Origin of the sequence: Kosakonia sp. N21, assembly GCF_050587465.1 — a bacterium.
Classification (GTDB): domain Bacteria; phylum Pseudomonadota; class Gammaproteobacteria; order Enterobacterales; family Enterobacteriaceae.
In genome coordinates, this window is record NZ_JBOBHR010000006.1 from 348,797 (window position 1) to 370,448 (window position 21,652).

Annotated in this window: 29 protein-coding genes and 1 other annotated feature; of the genes, 7 read left to right on the forward strand and 22 right to left on the reverse strand. The window is 57.4% G+C overall.

Going from position 1 to position 21,652, the window contains the following annotated elements; genetic code table 11:
• Positions 1-229 precede the first annotated feature (229 nt).
• The 20 genes from ACQ3G7_RS16930 to ACQ3G7_RS17025 all read right to left on the reverse strand — a co-directional run bounded on the left by ACQ3G7_RS16930 (position 230) and on the right by ACQ3G7_RS17025 (position 12,736).
• A complete protein-coding gene (locus tag ACQ3G7_RS16930; protein ID WP_430890652.1) occupies positions 230-1,570 on the reverse strand; it encodes a phage tail protein in 1,341 nt (446 codons plus the stop codon).
• A gap of 130 nt (positions 1,571-1,700) precedes the next feature.
• Positions 1,701-2,297, reverse strand: coding sequence for a tail fiber assembly protein (locus ACQ3G7_RS16935; RefSeq protein WP_430890653.1), 597 nt, complete (start codon positions 2,295-2,297; stop codon positions 1,701-1,703).
• A complete protein-coding gene (locus tag ACQ3G7_RS16940; protein ID WP_263099717.1) occupies positions 2,297-3,355 on the reverse strand; it encodes a phage tail protein in 1,059 nt (352 codons plus the stop codon). The genes ACQ3G7_RS16935 and ACQ3G7_RS16940 overlap by 1 nt, the downstream gene beginning before the upstream one ends.
• 249 nt (positions 3,356-3,604) lie before the next feature.
• On the reverse strand, positions 3,605-4,612 hold the full coding sequence (locus ACQ3G7_RS16945; RefSeq protein WP_430890654.1) for a phage tail-collar fiber domain-containing protein: 1,008 nt from the start codon (positions 4,610-4,612) through the stop codon (positions 3,605-3,607).
• Positions 4,609-5,220: a phage tail protein I gene (locus tag ACQ3G7_RS16950; RefSeq protein ID WP_263099719.1), complete on the reverse strand. Its 612-nt coding sequence runs from the start codon at positions 5,218-5,220 to the stop codon at positions 4,609-4,611. Before ACQ3G7_RS16950 ends, ACQ3G7_RS16945 begins: the two co-directional genes overlap by 4 nt.
• Positions 5,213-6,121 carry a baseplate assembly protein gene (locus ACQ3G7_RS16955; RefSeq protein WP_263099720.1) on the reverse strand — a complete coding sequence of 303 codons (909 nt, stop codon included), beginning with the start codon at positions 6,119-6,121 and terminating at the stop codon, positions 5,213-5,215. The genes ACQ3G7_RS16950 and ACQ3G7_RS16955 overlap by 8 nt, the downstream gene beginning before the upstream one ends.
• A gap of 4 nt (positions 6,122-6,125) precedes the next feature.
• Positions 6,126-6,473, reverse strand: coding sequence for a GPW/gp25 family protein (locus ACQ3G7_RS16960; protein WP_263099721.1), 348 nt, complete (start codon positions 6,471-6,473; stop codon positions 6,126-6,128).
• Entirely contained in the window at positions 6,470-7,105 is a 636-nt protein-coding gene (locus ACQ3G7_RS16965; RefSeq protein ID WP_430890655.1) for a phage baseplate assembly protein V, read from the reverse strand. Before ACQ3G7_RS16965 ends, ACQ3G7_RS16960 begins: the two co-directional genes overlap by 4 nt.
• Positions 7,106-7,192: 87 nt before the next feature.
• A complete protein-coding gene (locus tag ACQ3G7_RS16970; RefSeq protein WP_430890656.1) occupies positions 7,193-7,660 on the reverse strand; it encodes a phage tail protein in 468 nt (155 codons plus the stop codon).
• Positions 7,599-7,868: an Rz1-like lysis system protein LysC gene (lysC, locus tag ACQ3G7_RS16975; RefSeq protein WP_430890657.1), complete on the reverse strand. Its 270-nt coding sequence runs from the start codon at positions 7,866-7,868 to the stop codon at positions 7,599-7,601. The genes ACQ3G7_RS16970 and lysC overlap by 62 nt, the downstream gene beginning before the upstream one ends.
• Positions 7,768-8,181, reverse strand: a complete 414-nt coding sequence (gene lysB / locus ACQ3G7_RS16980) for an Rz-like lysis system protein LysB (RefSeq protein WP_430890658.1) — start codon at positions 8,179-8,181, stop codon at positions 7,768-7,770. Before lysB ends, lysC begins: the two co-directional genes overlap by 101 nt.
• Positions 8,178-8,687 carry a lysozyme gene (locus ACQ3G7_RS16985; RefSeq protein ID WP_263099726.1) on the reverse strand — a complete coding sequence of 170 codons (510 nt, stop codon included), beginning with the start codon at positions 8,685-8,687 and terminating at the stop codon, positions 8,178-8,180. The genes lysB and ACQ3G7_RS16985 overlap by 4 nt, the downstream gene beginning before the upstream one ends.
• Positions 8,671-8,892: an HP1 family phage holin gene (locus tag ACQ3G7_RS16990; protein ID WP_263099727.1), complete on the reverse strand. Its 222-nt coding sequence runs from the start codon at positions 8,890-8,892 to the stop codon at positions 8,671-8,673. The genes ACQ3G7_RS16985 and ACQ3G7_RS16990 overlap by 17 nt, the downstream gene beginning before the upstream one ends.
• Complete coding sequence (locus ACQ3G7_RS16995) at positions 8,883-9,086, reverse strand: tail protein X (protein WP_088236682.1); 204 nt, start codon at positions 9,084-9,086, stop codon at positions 8,883-8,885. Before ACQ3G7_RS16995 ends, ACQ3G7_RS16990 begins: the two co-directional genes overlap by 10 nt.
• A gap of 218 nt (positions 9,087-9,304) precedes the next feature.
• Positions 9,305-9,490, reverse strand: coding sequence for a hypothetical protein (locus ACQ3G7_RS17000; protein WP_430890659.1), 186 nt, complete (start codon positions 9,488-9,490; stop codon positions 9,305-9,307).
• A gap of 53 nt (positions 9,491-9,543) precedes the next feature.
• A complete protein-coding gene (locus ACQ3G7_RS17005) occupies positions 9,544-11,544 on the reverse strand; it encodes a replication endonuclease (RefSeq protein ID WP_430890660.1) in 2,001 nt (666 codons plus the stop codon).
• A complete protein-coding gene (locus ACQ3G7_RS17010) occupies positions 11,545-11,766 on the reverse strand; it encodes a TraR/DksA family transcriptional regulator (RefSeq protein ID WP_263099730.1) in 222 nt (73 codons plus the stop codon).
• A complete protein-coding gene (locus ACQ3G7_RS17015; RefSeq protein ID WP_430890661.1) occupies positions 11,766-11,993 on the reverse strand; it encodes a DUF2732 family protein in 228 nt (75 codons plus the stop codon). Before ACQ3G7_RS17015 ends, ACQ3G7_RS17010 begins: the two co-directional genes overlap by 1 nt.
• Before the next feature lie 66 nt (positions 11,994-12,059).
• Entirely contained in the window at positions 12,060-12,398 is a 339-nt protein-coding gene (locus tag ACQ3G7_RS17020; RefSeq protein ID WP_430890662.1) for a DUF5347 domain-containing protein, read from the reverse strand.
• Positions 12,399-12,436: 38 nt separating this feature from the next.
• Complete coding sequence (locus ACQ3G7_RS17025; protein ID WP_411554243.1) at positions 12,437-12,736, reverse strand: Cro/Cl family transcriptional regulator; 300 nt, start codon at positions 12,734-12,736, stop codon at positions 12,437-12,439.
• A gap of 193 nt (positions 12,737-12,929) precedes the next feature.
• On the opposite strand from ACQ3G7_RS17025, the gene ACQ3G7_RS17030 reads away from it, so the two are divergent.
• The 7 genes from ACQ3G7_RS17030 (at position 12,930) to ACQ3G7_RS17060 (ending at position 20,245) form a co-directional block, all read left to right on the forward strand.
• A complete protein-coding gene (locus ACQ3G7_RS17030) occupies positions 12,930-13,781 on the forward strand; it encodes a phage repressor protein CI (protein ID WP_430890663.1) in 852 nt (283 codons plus the stop codon).
• 7 nt (positions 13,782-13,788) lie between these two features.
• On the forward strand, positions 13,789-14,838 hold the full coding sequence (locus tag ACQ3G7_RS17035; protein WP_430890664.1) for a site-specific integrase: 1,050 nt from the start codon (positions 13,789-13,791) through the stop codon (positions 14,836-14,838).
• Positions 14,839-15,048: 210 nt separating this feature from the next.
• On the forward strand, positions 15,049-15,474 hold the full coding sequence (locus ACQ3G7_RS17040) for a DUF2946 domain-containing protein (protein ID WP_430890665.1): 426 nt from the start codon (positions 15,049-15,051) through the stop codon (positions 15,472-15,474).
• Positions 15,475-15,537: 63 nt separating this feature from the next.
• The gene (locus ACQ3G7_RS17045) at positions 15,538-16,902 is read left to right on the forward strand and encodes a PepSY-associated TM helix domain-containing protein (protein ID WP_430890666.1); all 1,365 of its coding nucleotides are present in this window, start codon (positions 15,538-15,540) and stop codon (positions 16,900-16,902) included.
• Between the two features lie 201 nt (positions 16,903-17,103).
• A complete protein-coding gene (gene aroF / locus ACQ3G7_RS17050) occupies positions 17,104-18,174 on the forward strand; it encodes a 3-deoxy-7-phosphoheptulonate synthase AroF (RefSeq protein ID WP_430890667.1) in 1,071 nt (356 codons plus the stop codon).
• Positions 18,175-18,183: 9 nt separating this feature from the next.
• Positions 18,184-19,305, forward strand: coding sequence for a bifunctional chorismate mutase/prephenate dehydrogenase (gene tyrA, locus ACQ3G7_RS17055; RefSeq protein WP_430890668.1), 1,122 nt, complete (start codon positions 18,184-18,186; stop codon positions 19,303-19,305).
• Positions 19,306-19,372: 67 nt separating this feature from the next.
• On the forward strand, positions 19,373-20,245 hold the full coding sequence (locus ACQ3G7_RS17060; protein ID WP_430890669.1) for an SMP-30/gluconolactonase/LRE family protein: 873 nt from the start codon (positions 19,373-19,375) through the stop codon (positions 20,243-20,245).
• Here ACQ3G7_RS17060 and pheA read toward each other — a convergent pair.
• Both pheA and pheL read right to left on the reverse strand, forming a co-directional pair.
• Complete coding sequence (gene pheA, locus ACQ3G7_RS17065; RefSeq protein ID WP_263099741.1) at positions 20,242-21,402, reverse strand: bifunctional chorismate mutase/prephenate dehydratase; 1,161 nt, start codon at positions 21,400-21,402, stop codon at positions 20,242-20,244. The genes ACQ3G7_RS17060 and pheA overlap by 4 nt on opposite strands.
• 22 nt (positions 21,403-21,424) lie before the next feature.
• Positions 21,425-21,551, reverse strand: a sequence feature (Phe leader region).
• Positions 21,503-21,550, reverse strand: coding sequence for a pheA operon leader peptide PheL (gene pheL, locus ACQ3G7_RS17070; RefSeq protein WP_100632159.1), 48 nt, complete (start codon positions 21,548-21,550; stop codon positions 21,503-21,505). (Overlaps the previous feature by 48 nt.)
• Positions 21,552-21,652 lie beyond the last annotated feature (101 nt).

A 21,652-nucleotide genomic window follows, 5' to 3' on the forward strand; every position in this document is an offset into this window, starting at 1 on the left:
AGCTTCCTGTTCCTCTCTGATGAAAAAAAGCCGCATTATGCGGCGGCTTCTTTTTCAGATGGAGCAGGGATGTCCCACTGGACCCAGACAGGCATTCGTAAGTAAAACTCACGATATAACTCGCTGCTGTAATCTACCGGAAACATTGTGGGATCAGGTTGTTCCCCAAGGGATATGTAGTGAATTTTCTCGTCTTCTCCTAATTTCGCATAGAAGATACAGTTATTAGTCATATTTGATATCCCTGGATTCCAACGTTATATGTGAGGTTTGCGGCTGAAACCTGCCAATAAAATGTACGTGCGTTCGCGATCACGGGCACAGTTGTATTACTGCTCTGGCTAACTGTGCCCCCGGTTAATGATGAACCAACAGAAAAGCGACGAGAACCGAGTAAGTTGCTTGAACTTCCGATAACAAAAACACCCGTCGTATCCACATTAACCAGCCCGATTGAAACCGATAAATCTACAGCAACTGTATTCAATGGAACGGCAGCCATTGTTTGCGAGATAGCCGTGTTAGGCGCTACTGAACCACTTAATGCTGTTGTTGGCAGTATGACCACGGAACGGCCCTGTACACTACATATTGAAAACTGAGACGAAACCACAGGTAGAACGGCAACGAGGGCGGATGCAGTGTACCCGGCAGGCATGTTCGTACCTCCATAGACTTCGGGGGCAACAACAGATGTTGCATTTACAGAAAGTAGCGCCGAAGTGTCTGTGGTTGGGTTGTAGATTGCATACAAAGCAACAAACCCACTAACTGGTGCCGTTCCAGTATCCATTCCGCCTGCGCCATTGCTGGTCAGATTAATCGTTTTATTGATGTTTGCGAGGCGATAGTTTTTTCCTCCCAACACTGTTGCAACAACAAGTTCATCCGCAGTGAAGATTGCTGATGCTGACACTGCGCTGATGTACATTCTTGCATTGCGGGATTGTCCCACGACACTCACGCCATTTGCAGCTTCTTTTAAACCCAGGTTCTTAACCGCCGCCGCGACGGCGGTGGGACCCGAATCGGCAATCTCTTTCAGCGCCTGGGAGATTTGTAAATACTGGCTGTGTGGGTTGGGGGCTTTAACATGATCGCTCAGCTGGTCGTCCACATACTTACGGCTGGCGAGCGCCACCGTGGCATCCACTTTTAGGGTGATGGCCGACGTATTGGAAATCGTCAGCACCATGCGGATGGTTTGCGTGCGGCCGCTGCCTTCATCCAGCAACGGTTTATAGGTTTCCGGGCAGTTCGCCACGGCCACCAGTACCCCTGCGTCGTCGTACAGGCCCATTTCGCGGATCCAGAAACCGCCTTCATTTTCCGGAATAATTTGCTCGGCGATAATCTGGTTATTGTTGATGCTATCGACAACAAGCACATTCAGTGCGCCGATGCGTTTCTGGTTCACCAGACTGGTTTGCGTGGCGTTCGGCGAGGGCAGCGCGCCGTTGCCGTCGCCCACTGCCATCCTGGTGATGTTAAGCCGGGTACCTTGCGCCGTGGCGGCCGCCAGCTTCGCCGCCCCCTGATTGGTCAGAATGGCATAATATTTCGCAGTCATGCGTTCACTCTCGGTTATCGGATAAGTAAACGACATTGTCCGGTGCGGATGCGGGAAGGGGCTATCGGTCGGGGTTGGCTGCGGCCTGGTACAACCCAGGCGAAAAAAACGGGCCGAAGCCCGTTAAGTGTTATTCCGGTTGTACAGGCCAGTTGATATCCGGTGCCTGCGCGCTATCCATTGCCTGCACGGCATCAATATAATCCATCCAGGCGATCAGCCGCGCTTTATTGGCCTCGCTGAGTCTGCCCAATTGCAGCGCCGTCTGCCACAGGCTGATGGTGTTCTTCGCCGCATCCAGCAACTGCGTTTTTTTCAGTTCTGCGCTGGCGATTTGCGCGTCATGCTGTGCGGCGCTGTCGGTTACCCAGGTGCTGCCGTTCCACTTATCATACGGCGTTGCCGGGGCAAGCGTGGTGACGTTCGTCGGGTAATCTCCCAGTGTGGTGACAGACGTTTCTACACCGCTTTCGAGGTCATAAACGGTTTCGCCACGATGATCGGCAACATACAGCCAACTGCGGGCATCTGCCGCGCAGCACACCGCGAAACCGTTTTTCGCCGCCAGCGGCGCTTCCACGGTCGAATTGCCTGGGATACCGACGCCAACCGCCAGGTACTCCACCGACGTAGAGTGGTATTCGCGCGTCTCCCCATCAAAGTTATAGACAGTGATCTCCCCGGCAGCGGTGGCAATCAGGTTTTGGTTCAGCGTTGCTTGCGACATTATTGAGCCCTCACGATGTAGTTAAATGCAATGTTGTATGGACGTGTTTCGACGCCGCCAGTGTTTTCCATCCGGATATAGGTGTGGCAGCGATTACCCACATTATTGGTCACGTCGGTGCCTTCGTTATTTTCATCGGTATACGCAATAATCTGTATCGTCGGGGTACCGTATTCGTTAATAAAACGGTGATTGTGTGCCCGCAACTGGTCGGCCTGTGCGGAGAGCAGTACGCGGCCGCTGTCCAGACCTTTTCCCGAATCCCAGCCGCGAATAAACTGGCCGCGCAGATCGGGCAGTACCCCCGATGGATAAGCCACGGCAAGTTTTGGCAACTGCGTTTTATCAAAAGCGGCACCGTTGCAAATCAGCCAACCGCCAGGTGCAGCAGCCTGCGGCCAGGCGACAGGCGCACCCACAGGAAGGATGCCGTCATAATCGGCGATAACATCGCGCACATATTTGGTGTTGGCGATTTGCTGCCCGTAGTTGCCGATATGGGTATCGGGCACGGTCGGGGTACCGATGAATACCGGGCTGGCCAGCGGTGCGTACTGGGCGTGCGGGTTGCTGGCGGCAACATGGTTGTTCATCAGATCGTCGGCATACTGGCGGGTAGCCAGCACCACCGACGGGTCGATTTTGAGGGTGACTGCCGCCGTTGACGACACCACCACTACCATGCGAATCGTCTGCGTACGCCCGCTGCCTTCCTGCATCTGCGGTTTATAGGTTTCCGGGCAGTTGGCAATGGCAATCAGCACGCCGTCGTCGTCATACAGGCCGATTTCACGGATCCAGTAACCGCCTTCGGTTTCCGGAATCACCTGTTCGGCAATAATCTGGTTGGTGTTTTTGGGGTCAACAGAAAGCCGGTTCAGCGGCGCAATACGTTTTTGGTTAATCAGTTTCGTTTGCGAAGCATCGGGGGTGGGTAACACGCCGTTGGCATCGCCAATTGCCATCTGCGTAAGATTGAGTTTTGTGCCGAGCGCCGTTGCGTTCGCCAGCTTCGCTGCACCCTGACTGGTCAGAATGGCAAAATATTTTGCGGACATGCGTTAACTCTCTGGTTGTTTGTGGATGAATGAAACATCGCTGTTAAGACAGGCGTTATTTTCCGTTCAGCCGCAGACGAACACCATTTAACGGGGTTTATTACAGGCTGGCACAACGACAAGGGATAAAAAAAAGCGCCAGATGGCGCGGATAGAGGATCCTGAAAAGTAAAACAACCAGAGAGGGGGAACGCAGCACCACCCGGTAATGCCGGCGGCGCCGTGTTTAACCGAACGGCAATACGGGCGTTATGCCGCCCGGACGATATAGTTAAAAGCGATGTTGCGCGGGCGGTTTTCCGCCGCGGTAGGTACTGCAAGCGAAGCATTCAATCCAATAGCGTACCCGCTGTCTTGCGTCGCTGAAGAGCCTCCGCCATTGGTCATCCCCATGCCGTAGAAAGCACCGCTGACATGTTGTTCGAATCCAAAAGGGGCAACACAGGGAATAGAACCTGTCAGATTACGGATAGCGTCTCCCTGTGCGGTTAATAGTACCCTTGCGGAATCCACGCCGCGGGCGTTATCCCAGCCGCGAATAAACTCACCGCGCAAATCCGGCAACACGCCAGACGGGTACACCGCTGCCAGCCCAGGCCAGGCGGCTTTATCAAACGTCGCGCCATTGCACAGCATCCAGCCGCCAGGCGGTACTGCCGCAGGGTAAGGCACCGGCACGCCAATCGGCGTGTAGTAGGCGATATCCGCCACTTTCACGTATTGCGGATGCGGGTTGGCGGCAGCCAGGTGATTCGCCAGCAGACCGTCTGCATAGGCTTTCACCTCAATGACTTTATCATCCACATATTTCCGCGTGGCCAGCACCACCGCCGGGTCAATGGTCAGCGTCACCGACGATGGTGACGACACCGCCAACAACATGCGCACGATTTGTGTGCGCCCGCTGCCTTCCTGCATCTGCGGTTTATAGGTCTCCGGGCAGTTCGCCACGGCAACCAGCGTGCCCTCATCGTCATACAGACCGATTTCGCGGATCCAGAAACCGCCTTCGGTTTCCGGGATCACCTGTTCGGCAATAATTTGGCTGGCATTGCCGGGATCGAGGGTCAGCGTATTCAGCGGCGCAATACGTTTCTGGTTAATCAATGCGGTTTGCGCGGCATCCGGCGTGGGTAATGCGCCATTGGCATCGCCGACCGCCATTTGCGTCAGTTTGAGCTGGCGGCCAAGGGCGGTGGCGTTCGTCAGCTTCGCCGCCCCCTGGTTGGTCAGAATGGCAAAATATTTGGTGGTCATGGGTTAACTCTCAGGTCATCAATCAAATGAACAGCGGAAGCCGGGAAGCTCTCACCGCCAACAACAATCTCTTCCGGCGCGTAGGGGTAAACCGTCAGCTCTTCACCGAGATAGCAGCCAGCGCCAACGTAAAACTCACCCTGCGTACTCAGGCTGATATTCAGGCTGGTGAGATGGCGACTCGCCGGTTTCGCGTCATCAATCAACCGCTCCAGCTCCTCGTACATCGCCTCGGTGATGCCGTTATCCTGCACGCCAATCACCAGCTTAAAGGTGCCGGGCTCGGCGTTGTCCTGCCACCACTCGCGCAGCTCAATCAGAAAACCGAGCGGTTCAACAACGCGGTGCAGGGCGCTGAGCGTGCCCTTGTGCTGATGAACATAAAAAGAGGCGGCGATCACGTTGCGTTTGGTGGCTTCCGGCCAGGTGTAATCCCAGCGATCGACGGAGAGCGCCCACGCCAGGTAAGGCAGCAGCTCCGCCGGGCATTTTTGCGGATCCCACAAGGTGCGCAGCGGCACCGGCACACGTTCGATTTGTGCCGCCGCCGTGGTTGCCGCTACCTCAAGCCCTGAGGAGCCAACCGGTAACAGGCGGTCATCATTCATCGGTACCTCCAGCCTGAATGCTCCACGCGGTGCAATACGACGCCTGGTGTTTGTCCAGCACCAGATCGCTTTGCGGGGCGCTCAGCTCGACACGCTGCACGCCTTCAACATGCAGGGCGGCATAAATCGCCGACTGGCGAATGTCGCGGCCAAGCCGGCGCTGCGCGTTGATATAGGCTTTCAGTTGCGCTTCAGCGGCCTGGCGAATCGGTTCGGATTCCGGCCCCGGGTAGAAATAGAGCGTGGCGTTAATCTGGTACGGCACAATCTGCGCGCTTTGTACCGTCACGCGGTCACCCACCGGGCGCACATCTTCCGCGTTAAGGGCGTTATTGACGATGGCGACCAGTTCATCGCTGGCGCTGCCATCGCCTTCACGGGAGAGCACCGACACGGTGATATACGCCGGGTTCGGGCTGATCACGGAGATATCCGCCACCCGCCCGTCGGCGCTGCGCCCGTGGTATTCATACGCGCCCACCGGCCCGGCGACGCTCAATCCTTCAAACGCCTGCTGCGCGCGCAGACGCAGATCCTTATCGGACTCCATCACGGCGGCGGTTGGTGGAAGGGTGCTGTTATCCGCCGGGGTGATGGTCAGACGCGCGGTGTTGCTGTTGGCGGCAACCACATCGAGGTCATTCCCGGCGGCGTAGGCCAGCATCACCGCCCGTGCGGCTTCGTTGACGCGCTGGCGCCACATCACCTCGCGGTAGGCGTTCTCTTCAAGAAACTTGGTCAGCGGCTCAGATTCCAGCGCCAGCGTACGGGCTATTGCCTCTTGCTCATCCGTCGGAAACAGGGAAATCAGCGTCGCTTTACGGTCGTCGAGGATAGTTTCGTAATTCAGCTCCTCGACCACGTCCGGCGCAGGAAGCTGGCTCAGATCGATAATCGGCATGGTTTTAACTCACAGGAAGGGTTAACGAAAGGGATTCACCGGTGCTGGCAAGCTGGCCGGTCAGGTTGACGATCATTTTGCCGTCGAACTGGCGCTCAACGGTCACCGCGCTGACGCTGATGCGCGGTTCCCATTTCAGCAGCGCCATATAGCACGCCGCCTGAATTTGCAGCGCCAGCGCCGGGGTTTGCGGCTGGTCGATCATCTCAAACAATTGCGAGCCGTAATCGCGGCGCATCACCCGCGAGCCAATCGGCGTACGCAGGATGTCGCTGATGCTCTGGCGGATATGCGCGGTGTCGGTCAGGCTTGCGCCGGTGGTGCGGTTTAACCCGCTGTAACGAACTGTCATAGAGGCGCTCCTGTTGTGCCGCCGCTGTCGCCGGGGTGTTGATGGGTATGCAGCACTTTGCCGTTGGACGACAGCGAACCGCCGCTGTGCTCGATATTGCCGCGCATCGTGCCGCCGCTTTTGACCTCCAGCGTGCCGGTGATGAGCTTGTTGGTGCAGACCACTTCCGGGGTATCCAGCGTGACGCGGGTGGAAGCCTTCACTAACACTTCCGGCACGCTGGCGGTAATGGATTGTGAGGCGCTGATATCGGCGGTTTTGATGCCGCTGACTTTCAGGGCGCTGGTGTGGGGTTCGTACTCCAGCACCGCGCCATCCGGGAAGGCAACGTGCCAGGCATCCGCCGATGCTGACGGTGCCGGGCGATCGTCGGAATAGATCCCGGGCAGAACAAATGCGGTGTCGAGTTCGCCACCGACCGCCAGCACTAACACCTGCTCGCCGACGGAAGGCGCCCACCACGTACGTGATTGACCGGCGCGGTGGGTTAACCACTGCAGCCACTGAGTAACAAGGCCGCCTGTCTGCACACGACAACGCCCGGTGTTAAGGTCGGTTTCGACGATAATCCCGGTGCGGATCATATTGCGCAGCGTGCGGGCCATTTCCTGGAGCGAGAGTTGTGTATTCATACGCGAAATGATGCTATGCGCCCCCGGCTTTGGAAAACGGACAACGCTGTCCGGGTTTTGGCACAACGCCGGGGGAACAATGGGTTATCAGGAGGACCAGCTGCTGAGCAGCTCGCCGTGAACATACAGCTCCTTCGGCCGGGTCACCGCCACAGGCGGCAACGGCTCTGGCAGCGTTTCGGCATACAGCGCGCCATCCACTTCCTTCACCTGCGTGCGTTCCGTCAGTTGCAGTGTGATGGTCAGATCCTGTGTGCTGTCGCTATTGGCAACCAGCGTCCAGCTAAAACTGGCTTGCTGCCCGGCCTCCACGGTGAGGATGTCGGGCTGGTTGTCGCGCAGCCACAGCATTACCGGCACGAAGATCGTGTCGATATCGCCGGAAAAACCGCTGACGGCGACATTCAGGCTGAACTGTTTTTCAAACGAGAGTGAGTGAGAGAGGGTGGCGATATTTCTGCCTTTATCCACCCACAGGCGCAGCATGGCAGGGTTATCGCGCAGGGCCGGGACGGCGTCCGTCAGGGCTTTGCGCAGCGTATCGGGTTTTAGCATTTATCTCATCCTGGCAGTGTTTTACGGTTTCGACCTGCAATGCGCACTGTTCCAGCGCGCGCTCAAGCCGTCGGATATCGGCGCTTAAATCGCCGTTGGTTTGGGGATTACTTGCCGGCATCGGGCACAGACTGACCTGCGGGCAACGGTTGTAAACAGTGACCGGCAGAGGCGCAGGCGGGGCGCTGGTGCACCCGGCGCACAGCATCAGGCAGCTCAGTGCTGTACCAGCGGCGAAACGCGTCATTTTCATTGATTAACCTCGTAATAGCCTGTTCACGCTGCACCGCCTGCGCACTGGCGGACTCCAGTTGCTGGCGCAGCGCCACCTGCGCCTGCTCGTTGCTGTCGGCCAGCTCGCGTGAGGCGGTAAGCTGCGCTTTCAGTTGCGCGATAGCGCTGTTTTGCGCCTCGGTTAACTGGCGGGACTGCGCCAGCGACGCGCGCAGCGTATGGTTTTGCTGCATCAGCCACAGCAGGCCGCAGACGCCCAGCAGCAGGGCAATCAGCCAGGCTTTCACAACGCCCCCTGCAGACATAAAGCGCGTTCACGCTGGCGGCGGTTTTCCAGCCCGGTATTGCGCACCCCGTCGATAAACACCCAGCGCGGCAGTTGATCGCAGGCCTGTTGCCACTGTTTTTTATTGAGATAAAACGCCAGCGTGGAGCGGCAGGCGGCGCCGGTACCGACGTTAAACGCAAAGCTGACTACCGCGTCGTAGACCTGCGGCGGCATTGCCACCGTTACGCAGTCCGCCAGCCGGCGCTCAACATGCAGTACGTCGGCGACCAGGTTAACCGCCGCCTCTTTTTCGGTGATATCGCGTTTCGGCGTCACACCGGCGGTATGGCCAATACCGGACGTCCAGACGCCAGCGCTGCACTGGTAAGGGCGCAGCCGACAACCTTCGAGATCGGCAATCAGCGCCAGTCCTTGCTGCGAGGTATGCAGTAAGCGGAAGTCCGGCGTCAGCGCCGCCAGCGCCAGCACGACCGCCGCGCTACAGCGTTTAACGGGTAAGCCCATTGATCACCTCCTGGCTCGTGGCACAGGATTTGAGAAACAGATAGCTCTTTCGGCGGTAATACCAGTTCACCGCCACGGTAACGGCAACGCCGAGCGCGCCAAACCAGGCGGCGAAGTCTTGCGGCGTCATGGCGCCAAAAAACGTCAGCGCGACGCTGATCCAGTACGCCAGCGACGAGGTGACTTTTTCGATCGTCACGCCCATAGGTTCACCGTTTCGTTCACCGTGGCGACCGCCACTTCCGGCAGTTCAACGTGGGTGCCATGGGGCAGGATCACCCCGAGTTCCGCCAGTCCCGGGTTGGCCAGAAGTACGGTTTCGACCACGCCTTCCGTGCGGCCGTAATAGCGCAGACAAAGGATGTCGAGGGTGTCGCCCTGTTGTGTAATTGCATTCATCGTGTTCGGATCTCTTGCGGTCTGGAGGGAGTGTTTCCAGCTTCAAGTGTCGGGGGCGGGGCAGACAGACGCCATCTGTCGAGGCTGGTTAAGCACTGGCACAACGTGAGAAGGGCGTAATGATGCGCAAAGGTGAGAACAACAAAAGCGCGCGCCAGACCGACGGCGGTTGGCGCGCAATGCTGCAAATGCATCTGCCTAAGGAAGGTGGCAGAGCGTTATTCGGCGGGGTAAAAAAGCTCCTTTTCTCCAACCCCTGGGGTTTCGCTGTGAGCGATGTTCGACACCATTGTCATGGCGAGTTCCATCTCTTCCCTGGTACAGCGATGAAGTAGCGCCAGATCAGTAATCAGTTTGACGCACGCCCAATTAAACTGCGATTTTTCGAAACGTTCAGACACCATGAATCCCCTCATGTGCTTTTACTGTATGGATGTACAGTATCATAAGCCTAATATTAATGGGAAGCGAAAAATATTTCATCTTGATACCTATGTTGATGATTAGAAAAAGTATTGTTGTTTTCTGAAATCGGTTTCTCACCTCCTTTTTTTGTGAATTGCGCCGCAATTTTGTCAGGAGGCTGGCAGCAGCCCGCCTGCCATTCCCGCCGGGGCGTACAGTTATTGACAGAACTCCAAGAGGGCGCAGACGCGCCCTGAAGGTCAAGGTCCGTACGCTTCGGCACAATCTTCCATTTCTTCAGTCGCGTGAGCACCGGCGAACCCGTGCCGACGACGGTGTCGTACACACCGCGAACAGCAACAATCGTTTCGCCATACTGATTAAACATGTTCTCCTCCTCGTACAGTGTGCGCACTTGCAGGTCGTCGCGGCGTACAAACGGCCCGCCCTGCGCATTCACATAGCCAGCCCAGTCACCGGCGTCGGCGGCGTCATGCACCTGCGCGAACTCCACGCTTAACCCGCGTGCGGTTTCGCTGTCGGCCATGCGCCGCAGTTCGCGGTACACCGTAACCGGAGCGCCGCCGATAAACTGGAACTGGCGGATACGCCAGCGCGCGGCCCATGCCGCCACTGCGCAGGCGGTCTCCTGCAACGGCGAACCGCTCTCGTGATCGGTTTCACCCTCCAGCGCATAACCGTCGATATTCTTGGCGATGTACTTCGCCACATAGCCGGTTGCGCTGCCCTTCTGCGAATCTATCGCCTGCGCATCAAAGCGCGCTTTCCTCGCTTTGTCACTATTAAGTTCATGATTGTCTTCAAGTTTTGCGTACTCGCTCGTAATATCGCGTACGCGAGCGACATCCTGAGGCTGCATAAACAGCAACAGATGCCAGTGCGGGGTGCCATCGTGATGCGGCTCCGCCACGCGAATGCCGAACACGCGCAGATTGTGGCGGTGCAGCTTGGCGCGAATGCGCGCCCACAGCGCGGTGAAGTAGCGTTGGGTCTGTGCCGGACTGGCGCCGTTCCACTTCCGATTGCGGTAGCCGGCGCGGGTGGTGGCGTGCCAGGCGGAAGGGGCGGTCAGGGTGTAAAACTCGCCCACATAGCCCAGGTTCTGGCAGATGGTCTCGAACCCGCGAATGCGCGTCATCAGCTCGCTGCGGCGGATAGCCGGGTTGGCCACCGAGCCATCGTGTTTATCGATAAGACTGATGCGGTTGCCTTCTTCGTCCTCGAGTTCCATGCCGTTGAGAAACTCGCGGTTGCGGCGTTTTTGTTCGCGCCAGGCGCTCACGCAATCCTGGCTGGCGTAGGGCTGTTTTTTCTTGCTGACGTTGCCGAGTGCTATCTGGAGATGTTCCCGCCACTGTTCGGCGACGCGGCGTAAACGCCCGCGCCACCACTGTTCGCTGAACAGGCGGATCACCGCCGGGGCGAGGTCGCTGGCGCTGGCCAGTTTGCGGGAGACCCGCTGCCAGTGCGGCGGTGTGACGTTGAATTGCAGGGCGATGATCCCCGCACGCCTATACCAGCGATGCAGGGTTTTCAGCTCGGCGTCGTCGGCGTTGTCGATATCCGCCAGTTCGCCGCGAATAAAGTTGGCGATGTCCGCCGACAGCCGGTCGATCTCTTTTTTCGTCATGTCCGGCAGGCGGTTGTAGCGGGCGAGTAAATTCACCAGCCGGCTGGCGAGGTAGCGCTGAACCGGCGTATCGAAGTGGCCATTAAACACCGCTTTCGATACGCGCTGGTGAATGCAGGTCAGTTGGTAGCGCTGCGCGACCGCATTGAGGCGGGGCAGTGTGCGCGCCACAAGGTGGCGCAGCCAGGCGTTGGCGCGTGCCTCGCCGTGGTGTTTTTCCAGCGTATCCGCTGTGCGCATGATCGGCAGGCGTACGCACTCCGGTTGCAGCGCCAGCGCATGACGGGCCTGTAGCAGCGCCGCAATCAACTGGTTGCGGCGGTGGAGTTCGGCATGCGTGAGGTAGGGGCTGGCAATCGCCGGGCGCGGCGCATTCCACGGAAAAGCCCACGAGATCGCCAATTAGCGCCTCCTGTAGTGCTTATCGTGCAGTTCGGCGCGGTGCTGGCAGGTGACGCAGCAGGTCACGCCGGGCAGCGCCATACGGCGGGCTTCGGGGATGGGCGCATCGCAGTTTTCGCAGGTCAGCCGCGACGGTAACAGCAGGCGGCTGCGCGCCTGGCGGATGTAGCGTTCGCGCTCTTCCAGCTCGCGCTGTTGTACCAGATCCATTTCATCGGCCATCAGTGCAGCTCCTGTGCCTGGTTATCAATGTGAGTGGCTTCCTGGCGCAGCAGCTCGGCGGCGTCGCTCCAGTCCAGATGTTCAGTGGCGATAAGCCGCGCCAGGGCGTCGAGGCGCGCGGAAATCACGCCAGCGCAGCGCAGTCGCTCGCGGTTGCGTGCTTCGGTCAGCATCAGGGCGACGTCTTCGTGGCTGCGTGCCGGGTGTGTTGTGGGGGTCTTTCTCATGGTGTTCTCCAGATTTTGGCGACAGGAATGCCCGGCGGGTGGACGCCATGGCTTACGGGTTGGGGGTTAGCGCGGCAGGGTCAGGCGTTTGGGAAACAGGCTGACGACCGCGCGGAAATGGTTCATTGCTGTGATCACCGCTTTCTTCTCTTCAAGCGTCAGCGCGTGCGGGCTGAGGGCCTGGCGGGCAGCGGGTAGCCGGGCAAGAAAGAAGATCGCCGCCAGCGCGCGACTGTTTTCGTCGTACTGCTCGTCGCGTTTATCGCGTAAATCCTCGATAAAACGCGCCACCTCGGGCCAGCTATCGTCCCAGTGGCTGGCGCGGAGTTCGGCGATATGGTTCAGCCCGTTAAGCCGTTCTCCGGCGCTGAGCGGTACGCTGATGCGGTCTGCTGTGATAGCCATACTCTCTCCTGTTTTCTTGTGAGCTTGCAAAAGCAAATTCAGCTTAAGGATGTACCGGCGCGGTGATCGATATAGCGGCAGTCGATGGCCTGCTGCGTTAATTTGTCGCGCCAGGCTTTCACATTGATCAGCGTACGGCTGCGTTTTCCGGCATTTTGCGCCGCAGAATAGTCACGCGTCGGGGCTTTGAGCAGTATGCCTTCGTCAAGCCATTGCCAGACCAGACGTTCGCTGACACCGCGCATGGCGGCGAAATCTTTCACCGTCATCGCGTCGGACATCGCCGAGCGGATCAGCGTTTGCAGCGCCGGCAGCAGGGCGGACATCAGCTCATCCATCTGGCTATGGGTGAAATTCCTGGATTGCATTTGAGAGTCGGATAACGGATGCGACGGCGTTGATTTTGCATCTGACATATCGCATTATCTCCTGTGGTTTGAAATGTACTGCACTGGCGTGCATTCTGGTCGATGCACAGCAATATAAATCGCAAATGCGATTGTGTAAATCACTTTTTCGAAGTTGGTATGCATGAGTGAAAATAAGATGAGTGTTCAGGATGTGATTGAGCGCATTGCCGCGTCCTATTCCGTCTCCAGCCAGAAGGCGCTCGCCGAAGCGCTGGATGTGCCGGCGAACAATATCAGTAGCTGGATCCAGCGCGAGAGCGTGCCCTATAAAGCGGTGGTCAAATGCGCGCTGGATACCGGGGCCGATCTGCACTGGCTGGTGGAAGGTGAGTTCGCAAATGCAAAATTAACCGATAAACCCGCGCCGAAAGGCAAGGCGTTGCTCAACGAGATTTTGTCGACCGGCGGTCGCCCGGTGCTGCGCCGAATCCTCGATGCGTACGGGTTTCAGATGCAAAAAGATCTCGGTGATTTGCTGGATATCTCGTCCGGGACCATCAGCACCTGGGTGCGACGTGAGTTTTTCCCCGGCGATGTGGTGGTGACCTGCGCGCTGGATACCGGCGTGTCGCTGAACTGGCTGGCGACCGGCAAAGGCGAGATGTATCCCGCGGCGGCAACGTCGGCTGCGCAAAGCGAGGCGGCGCTGAGTATCCCGAAATATCGCCATGAGTCCGGCGAGCTGAAAGAGGCGGGTGAGTGGTTGCTGGATCGCAGTCTGGCGCCGTCGTCCGTCGACAGCCTGAATTTTATTGAAGGGCTGAATGCGGGCTGGCTGGTGGACACTTCCGCGCAAAAAATCGGTAACGGACGCTGGTTTATCCGCATTGATGATGTGCTGGATGTGTTTGATGTGGTGCGCTTGCCGGGCGGCAAGGTGCGTCTTACCAATCATTCGGCGGATTTTGAGTGCAGCGTGACAGAGATTGAGCCGTTTGGCGCGGTGATTTTCACGCTGGAAAAACACGTTTAGGGCAACCATGACGGTCAGCAAACAGAAAAACGGCAAGTGGCTGTGCGAGCTCTATCCGCAGGGGCGGGAGGGGCGGCGTATTCGTCGGCAGTTTCCTACCAAAGGTGAGGCCGAGGCATTTGAGCGCTGGACGAAGCAGGAGGCGCAGGAGAAGCCCTGGCTTGGCGAAAAAGAGGACCGCCGGCGGTTGAGCGACCTTATTGCGCTGTGGTTTAAGCTGCACGGGCAGTCGCTGGCGGCCGGGAAATCGCGGATGGCGAAGCTGGAGATTGTCTGCCGGGGGCTTGGCGACCCGCTGGCGACGGAGCTGACCGCGAAGGTGTGGGCGCACTATCGCGATCGGCGTTTGAGCGGCGAAATCGATAATGGTTACACGCGCGACCCGGCGAACTGGAAGGTGCAGCCGGTGACGGTGAACCGGGAGCAGCAGTATCTCAGTGCGGTGTTTAACGAGCTGAGCCGGTTGGGGGAGTGGCAACTGCCGAATCCGATCGAGGGGGTACGGACGTTTCGCGAGAAAGAGCGCGAGATGACGTGGCTGACGCCGCCGCAAATCGCCACGTTGCTGGCGGCCTGTGAGGCGTTCGGGAATCGCGATTTAACGCGGGTGGTGAAGGTGTGTCTTGCCACCGGCGCGCGCTGGCGCGAAGCGGAAAACCTTCAGCGCACGCAGCTTTCGGCCAATAAAATCACCTTTGTGAAAACCAAGGGCGGCAAGAACCGCACCGTGCCCATTCCGCAGTGGCTGTACGACGAGCTTGCGCCGTTGCAGGGGCAGATGTTCCAGCCGTGCTATCCGGCGTTCAGCAAAATGCTGGCGGCCACCGATATCGCGCTGGCCGAGGGGCAGAAAACCCATGTGCTGCGCCATACTTTTGCCGCGCATTTCATGACCAATGGCGGCAACATCCTGGTGCTGCAGCGCATTCTGGGTCACGCCAATATCCGCGAAACCATGCGTTACGCCCACTTCGCGCCCGATCATCTGGAAGAGGCGGTAACCCTGAACCCGCTGGCCCATTTTAATGGCGGCAGAATGGCGGCGGAAGTTGCATAACCCTGCAATTTATTGCAGTGAAAGAGGGGGTAATGCACTGGTGGGTAACGATTGTTGGTGCGGTGCGGGGAGGGGAGGGAAAAGCGTCTTAACTAGTTTTTCCCGTTCTCTCTTCGAGGGTCGCCAACGGCCTTTCTGTCGTTTTGGTAAAAAAATTAACCTTCTGGTGATGATTAATTTACAATGCTGCTTCGACCGGGAGGAGACGTGGTGAAGCGTATTTTTCATCCATATGCAGCAAAACGCGCGGCCGCCTGGCTGGCGTTGTTTTCGATCCTGCTGATCCTTGTCGCCCCGCTGATTTCCGTTTCGTTGCAACACGATTCGATGAGCGCGATGGCGGGCATGCATCATGAGATGAGCATGCCAATGCCTGACCATCATCAGATGTCGCATGCGCAAATGCGTCATCACGAAATACCCTCGCAGAGCATGCCGCTCGATCATGCACAAGCGTGTGGTTATTGCGTTCTGCTGGCGCACGTTCCTGGTCTGATTTTCCTTGTCGCCATGCTGCTACTGGGACGCGTATTGCGTATGCGTCTGACGCCCGAACGGCAAAAAGTCTCGCACTGGCACTTCTTTCCCTGGCTCTGGCCGGATACCCGCGCACCGCCGCGCGTCTGCTTTTTCTGACACGATAATAGTGCCCGTACGCCCTGGCGTAACGGCATCTTTTTGCTATTTCTGAGGAAAAGTATGACTTCCTGCACCCCGCGTGCGGCGTGGCTGAACCTGCTACGACGCCTGCATTTTTACATCGGTCTGTTTGTGGGACCGTTTATCTTTATCGCCGCCCTGACGGGCACCTTATACGTGGCGACGCCGCAGCTCGAAAACACGCTCTATCAGGATGCGCTTTACGGCGTGGAAAAGGGCGAACGCCAGCCACTGGCGGAACAGATTGCCGTTGCTGAGCAGGTGACCGGTGGGCATTTGCGTCTCCATGCGGTGCGCCCAGGCCTGAGTGGTAACGACACGACGCGCGTGATGTTTGCCGATCCGCAACTGGGTGAGTCGGAAACTCGCGCCATTTTTATTGACCCCATCACCCTGCAAGTGAAGGGCGATATGACGGTTTATGGCACCAGCGGGGTTTTGCCACTGCGCCAGTGGATAGATTACTTCCACCGTTCATTGTTGCTCGGTGATGTCGGGCGTATTTACAGTGAACTGGCGGCATCCTGGATGTGGGTGGCAGCGCTGGGCGGCATTGTGCTGTGGTTTTTCACCCGACCAAAACGGCGGCTCAACAACCCGGTGCAACATCATCGCCGCTGGCATGTTTCGCTCGGCGGGATTTTGCTGGCGGGGATGTTGCTATTCTCAGCAACCGGGTTGACCTGGTCACAATGGGCGGGCGGCAACGTCGATCGTCTGCGCGCCGCGTTTGGCTGGATGACTCCGCAAGTCAATACACAACTGCATGATATGGCAACGATTGGCGATCCCCATGCGGAACACCATTCACACCATGACGGTATGGAAATGCCTGATATGCAGCTCGATTGGGTGCAGTTTGATGAAGTGCTGCAGAGTGCGCAGCAGGCCGGTATTTCCGCCACTAAGCTGGAGATCCGCCCGCCGCGTAGCGCAGATAAAGCCTGGACGGTAAGCGAAATCGATCGTCGCTGGCCCACGCAGGTTGATGCGGTCGCCATTGACGGCAGCAACATGGCGGTTGTCGATCGTACCCGGTTTGCTGATTTCCCGTTGATGGCGAAACTCACGCGCTGGGGCGTCGATTTCCATATGGGCGTGCTGTTTGGTCTGCCGAATCAATTACTGCTGATTGTCTTTGGCAGCGCACTGTGTGTGATGATCGTTCTGGGCTACCGGCTTTGGTGGATACGCCGCCCGGCTCGCGCAGCCGCGAACCCGGCCGGAACATTGCTGTTCTGCTGGCTGAGTCTGAGTATGGCGGGGCGTGCGGTGACTGCGGTGCTGGCATTACTGCTGGGGCTGGCTTTGCCGGTAATGGGAGTCAGTCTGTTGGTGTTTATACTGATGGATATCTTACGCTGGCGGCGTCATCGCCAGGGGACGCAGATCGCGGTGGGCTAACGGCAAATGGCGCGGTTAACCCCGCGCCATTTGTTGTGTAATTTTATCGTTACAGTTATTCGGTGTCTAAATGGCATTTAACTTGATGGTGTAAAGAAATCGGTACGAAATGTGGATTGAAATCTTTACCGCTTGTGGTATGGTTACGTCATCCTCGCAAGAGGGACAACTATCGCAAACGAGTCACACAGGATCGCAATCATGCAAAAAGACGCGCTGAACAACGTACACATCACCGACGAACAGGTTCTGATCACCCCGGATCAATTAAAAGCGACATTCCCGCTGACCACGGAGCAAGAAGCGCAAATCGCGCAATCCCGCCAGACCATCTCCGATATCATTGCCGGGCGCGATCCGCGCTTGCTGGTGGTTTGCGGTCCTTGCTCTATTCACGATCCGGAAGCGGCGATTGAGTACGCCCGTCGATTTAAAACCCTTGCCGCAGAGGTCAGCGATAGCCTCTACCTGGTGATGCGCGTCTATTTTGAAAAACCCCGTACGACCGTTGGCTGGAAGGGGCTGATTAACGATCCGCACATGGATGGCTCGTTTGATGTGGAAGGCGGATTGAAGATTGCGCGTCGTCTGCTGGTTGAGCTGGTCAGTATGGGGCTGCCGCTGGCGACGGAAGCGCTGGATCCGAATAGCCCGCAGTTCCTGGGCGACCTGTTTAGCTGGTCGGCGATTGGCGCACGCACCACGGAATCCCAAACGCACCGCGAAATGGCCTCCGGTCTGTCGATGCCGGTAGGCTTCAAAAACGGCACCGACGGCAGCCTGGCCACGGCGATCAACGCCATGCGCGCTGCTGCAATGCCGCACCGCTTTGTCGGTATCAACCAGGCTGGTCAGGTCTGCCTGTTGCAAACGCAGGGTAACCCGGATGGGCATGTGATTTTGCGCGGCGGTAAAGCGCCAAACTACAGCCCGGCGGACGTTGCGCAGTGTGAAAAAGAGATGGCTCAGGCGGGACTCAGGCCGTCGCTGATGGTAGATTGCAGTCATGGTAACTCCCATAAAGATTACCGTCGCCAGCCTGCCGTTGCGGAATCCGTGGTTGCTCAGATCAAAGATGGCAACCGGTCGATTACCGGTTTGATGATTGAAAGCAACATCCACGAAGGCAATCAATCTTCTGAACAACCGCGCAGTGCCATGAAGTACGGCGTTTCCGTGACGGATGCCTGCATCAGTTGGGAAACCACGGAAGCGCTGCTGCGTGAGATTGATAAAGACCTGCGCAATAGTCTGGCGACGCGTCTTGCTTAAGAGGTTGTTATGGTTGCTGAATTGACCGCGCTGCGCGATCAGATTGATGAAGTTGACAAGGCGCTGCTGGGATTACTGGCGCGCCGCCTGGAACTGGTGGCGCAAGTTGGCGAAGTGAAAAGCCACTATGGTTTGCCCATTTATGTGCCCGAGCGTGAGGCGACCATGCTGGCGTCGCGCCGGAAAGAAGCCGAGTCGCTGGGGGTACCGCCGGATCTGATTGAAGATGTACTGCGCCGTGTGATGCGTGAGTCCTACTCAAGCGAAAACGATAAAGGTTTTAAAACGCTCTATCCGGAATTGCGTCCGGTGGTCATTGTCGGCGGCGGTGGGCAGATGGGACAACTGTTTGCCAAAATGCTGACGCTGTCCGGCTATCAGGTGCGCATTCTGGAAAAAGAGGATTGGGCGAAGGCTGAGGCGCTGGTGGCGGATGCTGGTATGGTGATTGTCAGCGTGCCGATCCACGTTACCGAGCAGGTGATCGCGAAGTTGCCCGCGCTGCCGGATGATTGCATTCTTGTTGATCTTGCGTCGGTAAAAAGTGGCCCGCTGCAGGCCATGCTGGCGGCGCACCAGGGGCCCGTGCTGGGGTTACACCCGATGTTTGGTCCGGACAGCGGCAGTCTTGCCAAACAGGTGGTGGTCTGGTGCGATGGAAGGCAGCCGGAAGCGTACCAGTGGTTTCTGGAGCAGATTCAGGTGTGGGGTGCGCGTTTACACCGTATCAGCGCCGTTGAACACGATCAGAACATGGCCTTTATCCAGGCGCTGCGGCACTTTGCCACCTTCGCTTATGGGCTGCACCTGGCGGAAGAGAATGTTCAGCTTGAGCAATTGCTGGCGCTTTCTTCGCCAATCTATCGCCTTGAACTGGCGATGGTTGGCCGACTGTTTGCTCAGGATCCGCAGCTTTATGCCGACATTATTATGTCGTCGTCCAGCAATCTGGCGTTGATCAAACGCTACTATAAACGTTTCGGCGAGGCGATTGGTTTGCTGGAGCAGGGAGACAAACAGGCGTTCATCGACAGCTTCCGTAAAGTGGAGCACTGGTTTGGCGATTATGCCCAGCGTTTCCAGAGTGAAAGCCGCGTGCTATTGCGCCAGGCGAACGACAGCCGCCAGTAATCTGAAAGCCGTTTATACTGAAAAGCCAGTGGTTACCCGCTGGCTTTTTTCATTTAAGGGACGCGCAATGGCTGAGTTGAAAACGCTGTTTGATTACACCGGGCATTTACCGGAATGTCCGACCTGGAGCGAACCGGAGCAAGCGCTCTACTGGGCTGATATCCTGGAAGGGGAGATCCATCGCTATCATCTGGCGACGGGCGAACATACAGTGTTGTCGTTTCCGGAGGAGGTCGGTTGTTTTGCGTTGCGGGAAAAGGGCGGTTTTATTGTGGCGATGCGTTACGCCATCTGGTTGACCGATCCCCGTGGCCTGTTGCGGCAAAAAGTGTGTGATAACCCGTCGAATCCGCAACTGGCGCGCTTTAACGATGGCGGTACCGATCCCCAGGGCCGTTTTTATGCCGGCACGTTTTGGGGGCCGGGCGATTACAACGGCGCGCTGTTATTGCGTATTGATAATGATTTAACGCCGAAAGTGGTGCAGTGCGACATTCATGGCGCTAACGGGCTGGCATTTAGCCAGGATGGCCAGTGGATGTTTACCTCTGATACGCCCAACGGTGTGATCTATCGTACGCCGTTGGACCAACAGGGGGAGCCGGGTAAACGTGAACTCTTCCACCGCTTTAAGGCGGGTGAAGGTATCCCGGATGGCGCGGCTGTCGATGTTGAAGGGTGTTACTGGAGCGCGATCTTTGACGGCTGGCGTATTGTGCGTTTTTCGCCGCAGGGAGAACGGCTGGAGGAATATTCTCTGCCTGTTCGTTGCCCGACGATGGTCTGTTTTGGCGGTGAGGATATGAAAACGCTTTTTATCACCACCACGCGGGAAAATATGGACGCTGAGGAAGTGGCGCAATATCCGCTTTCGGGGGCGATCTTCACCCTGCCAGTGAGTGTGGCAGGAATGAAGAAATCGCTGTTCAAAGAGCGTTAAACAGGCTCAACCGGCACCACGTTTTCGCTCGGGTAGCAACCCAGCACTTTCAGCGAGCGGGTAATCTCATTCAGCTCGCGCAACGCTTTTTGCATCCCATCGGATTGCAGGTTAGCCTGAACATCCAGATAAAACATCTCTTCCCACGGGTTGCCATTAATCGGGCGCGATTCCAGTTTCGTCATGATGACGTTGTGCTTGCGCAGCACCAGCAGTGCTTCAACCAGTGCGCCAGCCTGCTGGCCGGTGGCCATCAGCAGTGTGGTTTTCGCCGGTACCTGATCGGAAACGTCAATCGCTTTACGCGCCAGCACCACAAACCGCGTAATGTTTTGCGTCTGGTTCGCAAGGTTGCGTTCCAGCACCTGAAGTCCATACAGGGCGCCGCCCGCTTCGCTGCCCAGCGCCGCGACATGCGGTGAATTCGCCTGCGCCACTTTCTCCATGGCGGCCGAGGTGCTTTCGCAATATTCAATCTTCCACTGCGGGTAGCGGTTCAGGAACTGGCTGCACTGCTGGAATGGCTGCGGGTGGCTGTAAACGGTTTTAATCTGCTCCAGATCGGTCGAACCGGAAACCAGCACGCAGTGATCGATAGGCACCGTCAGCTCGCCCACAATCGACAACGTGGTGTGCTGCAGTAAATCGTATACGTCGTTAATTGCGCCTGAGCTGGTATTTTCCAGCGGCACGACGGCGTAATCCGCCTGGCCGGTTTCCACCTGATTGAAGATATCGTGGAACTTCAGGCAGCCGCTTTCAATAAACTCCTCAAAATGGCGCGCAGCGTACTGGCGGGCTGCCAGATGGGAATAAGAACCTTTGGGACCGAGAAACGCGATGCGGGCGGAATGGGGATTGATCTTATTCAGATGCTGCTGGAGCAGCGCTTGCTGAGTCAGAACGGAGTCTTCGATGATCAACTGAAACAGGCGGGTAATGTAATGGGCATCCAGATGATGCGCTTTACCCAGTTGAATCAGACGTTCCAGCAGGTCGCGCTCGCGATCGATATCGCGCACCGGGCGGTGCGAATGCAGTTTGGCTTTGCCGACTTCGACAGAGAGCTGGCGTCGTTCGGCAAGCAGGGTCAGTAACTGCTCATCCAGCGCACTGATTTTTACGCGTAAATCCAGTAAGGGGTTTTCTGCCGTCATGTTGTTGCCTTTAATTGTTATCAAAAAAAAAGCCTCCCGGTGTGGGAGGCCTTATTGTTCGTCTTCGCATTCTTTATCACAAAACGAATCGCCTCCCGGTTCAGGGGAAGGTAAAAAAGAATGCGAAGAAGAACGGTACACGTTTCATGCGGTTTTCCTTTGAGTGACCGAAGTACAGTACCCGTACTGTTTTCTTTCTGTCAATAAAAAACGCGCCCGAAGGCGCGTTGGATAGGGACTCAATGTAGAG

Bases quoted from the DNA above. Each gene is read 5' to 3' on its own strand.
- aroF (WP_430890667.1), top strand. From the start codon at position 17,104: ATGCAAAAAGACGCGCTGAACAACGTACACATCACCGACGAACAGGTT.
- ACQ3G7_RS16970 (WP_430890656.1), bottom strand. From the start codon at position 7,660: ATGCTAAAACCCGATACGCTGCGCAAAGCCCTGACGGACGCCGTCCCG.
- ACQ3G7_RS17015 (WP_430890661.1), bottom strand. From the start codon at position 11,993: ATGAGAAAGACCCCCACAACACACCCGGCACGCAGCCACGAAGACGTC.
- ACQ3G7_RS17045 (WP_430890666.1), top strand. From the start codon at position 15,538: ATGACTTCCTGCACCCCGCGTGCGGCGTGGCTGAACCTGCTACGACGC.
- lysC (WP_430890657.1), bottom strand. From the start codon at position 7,868: ATGCTGTGCGCCGGGTGCACCAGCGCCCCGCCTGCGCCTCTGCCGGTC.
- ACQ3G7_RS16995 (WP_088236682.1), bottom strand. From the start codon at position 9,086: ATGAATGCAATTACACAACAGGGCGACACCCTCGACATCCTTTGTCTG.
- ACQ3G7_RS16960 (WP_263099721.1), bottom strand. From the start codon at position 6,473: ATGACAGTTCGTTACAGCGGGTTAAACCGCACCACCGGCGCAAGCCTG.
- tyrA (WP_430890668.1), top strand. From the start codon at position 18,184: ATGGTTGCTGAATTGACCGCGCTGCGCGATCAGATTGATGAAGTTGAC.
- pheA (WP_263099741.1), bottom strand. From the start codon at position 21,402: ATGACGGCAGAAAACCCCTTACTGGATTTACGCGTAAAAATCAGTGCG.
- ACQ3G7_RS17025 (WP_411554243.1), bottom strand. From the start codon at position 12,736: ATGGATGAGCTGATGTCCGCCCTGCTGCCGGCGCTGCAAACGCTGATC.
- ACQ3G7_RS16940 (WP_263099717.1), bottom strand. From the start codon at position 3,355: ATGTCCGCAAAATATTTTGCCATTCTGACCAGTCAGGGTGCAGCGAAG.
- ACQ3G7_RS16930 (WP_430890652.1), bottom strand. From the start codon at position 1,570: ATGACTGCGAAATATTATGCCATTCTGACCAATCAGGGGGCGGCGAAG.
- ACQ3G7_RS17000 (WP_430890659.1), bottom strand. From the start codon at position 9,490: ATGGTGTCTGAACGTTTCGAAAAATCGCAGTTTAATTGGGCGTGCGTC.
- ACQ3G7_RS16950 (WP_263099719.1), bottom strand. From the start codon at position 5,220: ATGAATGATGACCGCCTGTTACCGGTTGGCTCCTCAGGGCTTGAGGTA.
- ACQ3G7_RS17030 (WP_430890663.1), top strand. From the start codon at position 12,930: ATGAGTGAAAATAAGATGAGTGTTCAGGATGTGATTGAGCGCATTGCC.
- ACQ3G7_RS17020 (WP_430890662.1), bottom strand. From the start codon at position 12,398: ATGGCTATCACAGCAGACCGCATCAGCGTACCGCTCAGCGCCGGAGAA.
- ACQ3G7_RS16965 (WP_430890655.1), bottom strand. From the start codon at position 7,105: ATGAATACACAACTCTCGCTCCAGGAAATGGCCCGCACGCTGCGCAAT.
- ACQ3G7_RS17035 (WP_430890664.1), top strand. From the start codon at position 13,789: ATGACGGTCAGCAAACAGAAAAACGGCAAGTGGCTGTGCGAGCTCTAT.
- ACQ3G7_RS16990 (WP_263099727.1), bottom strand. From the start codon at position 8,892: ATGGGCGTGACGATCGAAAAAGTCACCTCGTCGCTGGCGTACTGGATC.
- ACQ3G7_RS16945 (WP_430890654.1), bottom strand. From the start codon at position 4,612: ATGACCACCAAATATTTTGCCATTCTGACCAACCAGGGGGCGGCGAAG.
- ACQ3G7_RS16985 (WP_263099726.1), bottom strand. From the start codon at position 8,687: ATGGGCTTACCCGTTAAACGCTGTAGCGCGGCGGTCGTGCTGGCGCTG.
- ACQ3G7_RS17060 (WP_430890669.1), top strand. From the start codon at position 19,373: ATGGCTGAGTTGAAAACGCTGTTTGATTACACCGGGCATTTACCGGAA.
- ACQ3G7_RS17010 (WP_263099730.1), bottom strand. From the start codon at position 11,766: ATGGCCGATGAAATGGATCTGGTACAACAGCGCGAGCTGGAAGAGCGC.
- ACQ3G7_RS16955 (WP_263099720.1), bottom strand. From the start codon at position 6,121: ATGCCGATTATCGATCTGAGCCAGCTTCCTGCGCCGGACGTGGTCGAG.
- ACQ3G7_RS16935 (WP_430890653.1), bottom strand. From the start codon at position 2,297: ATGTCGCAAGCAACGCTGAACCAAAACCTGATTGCCACCGCTGCCGGG.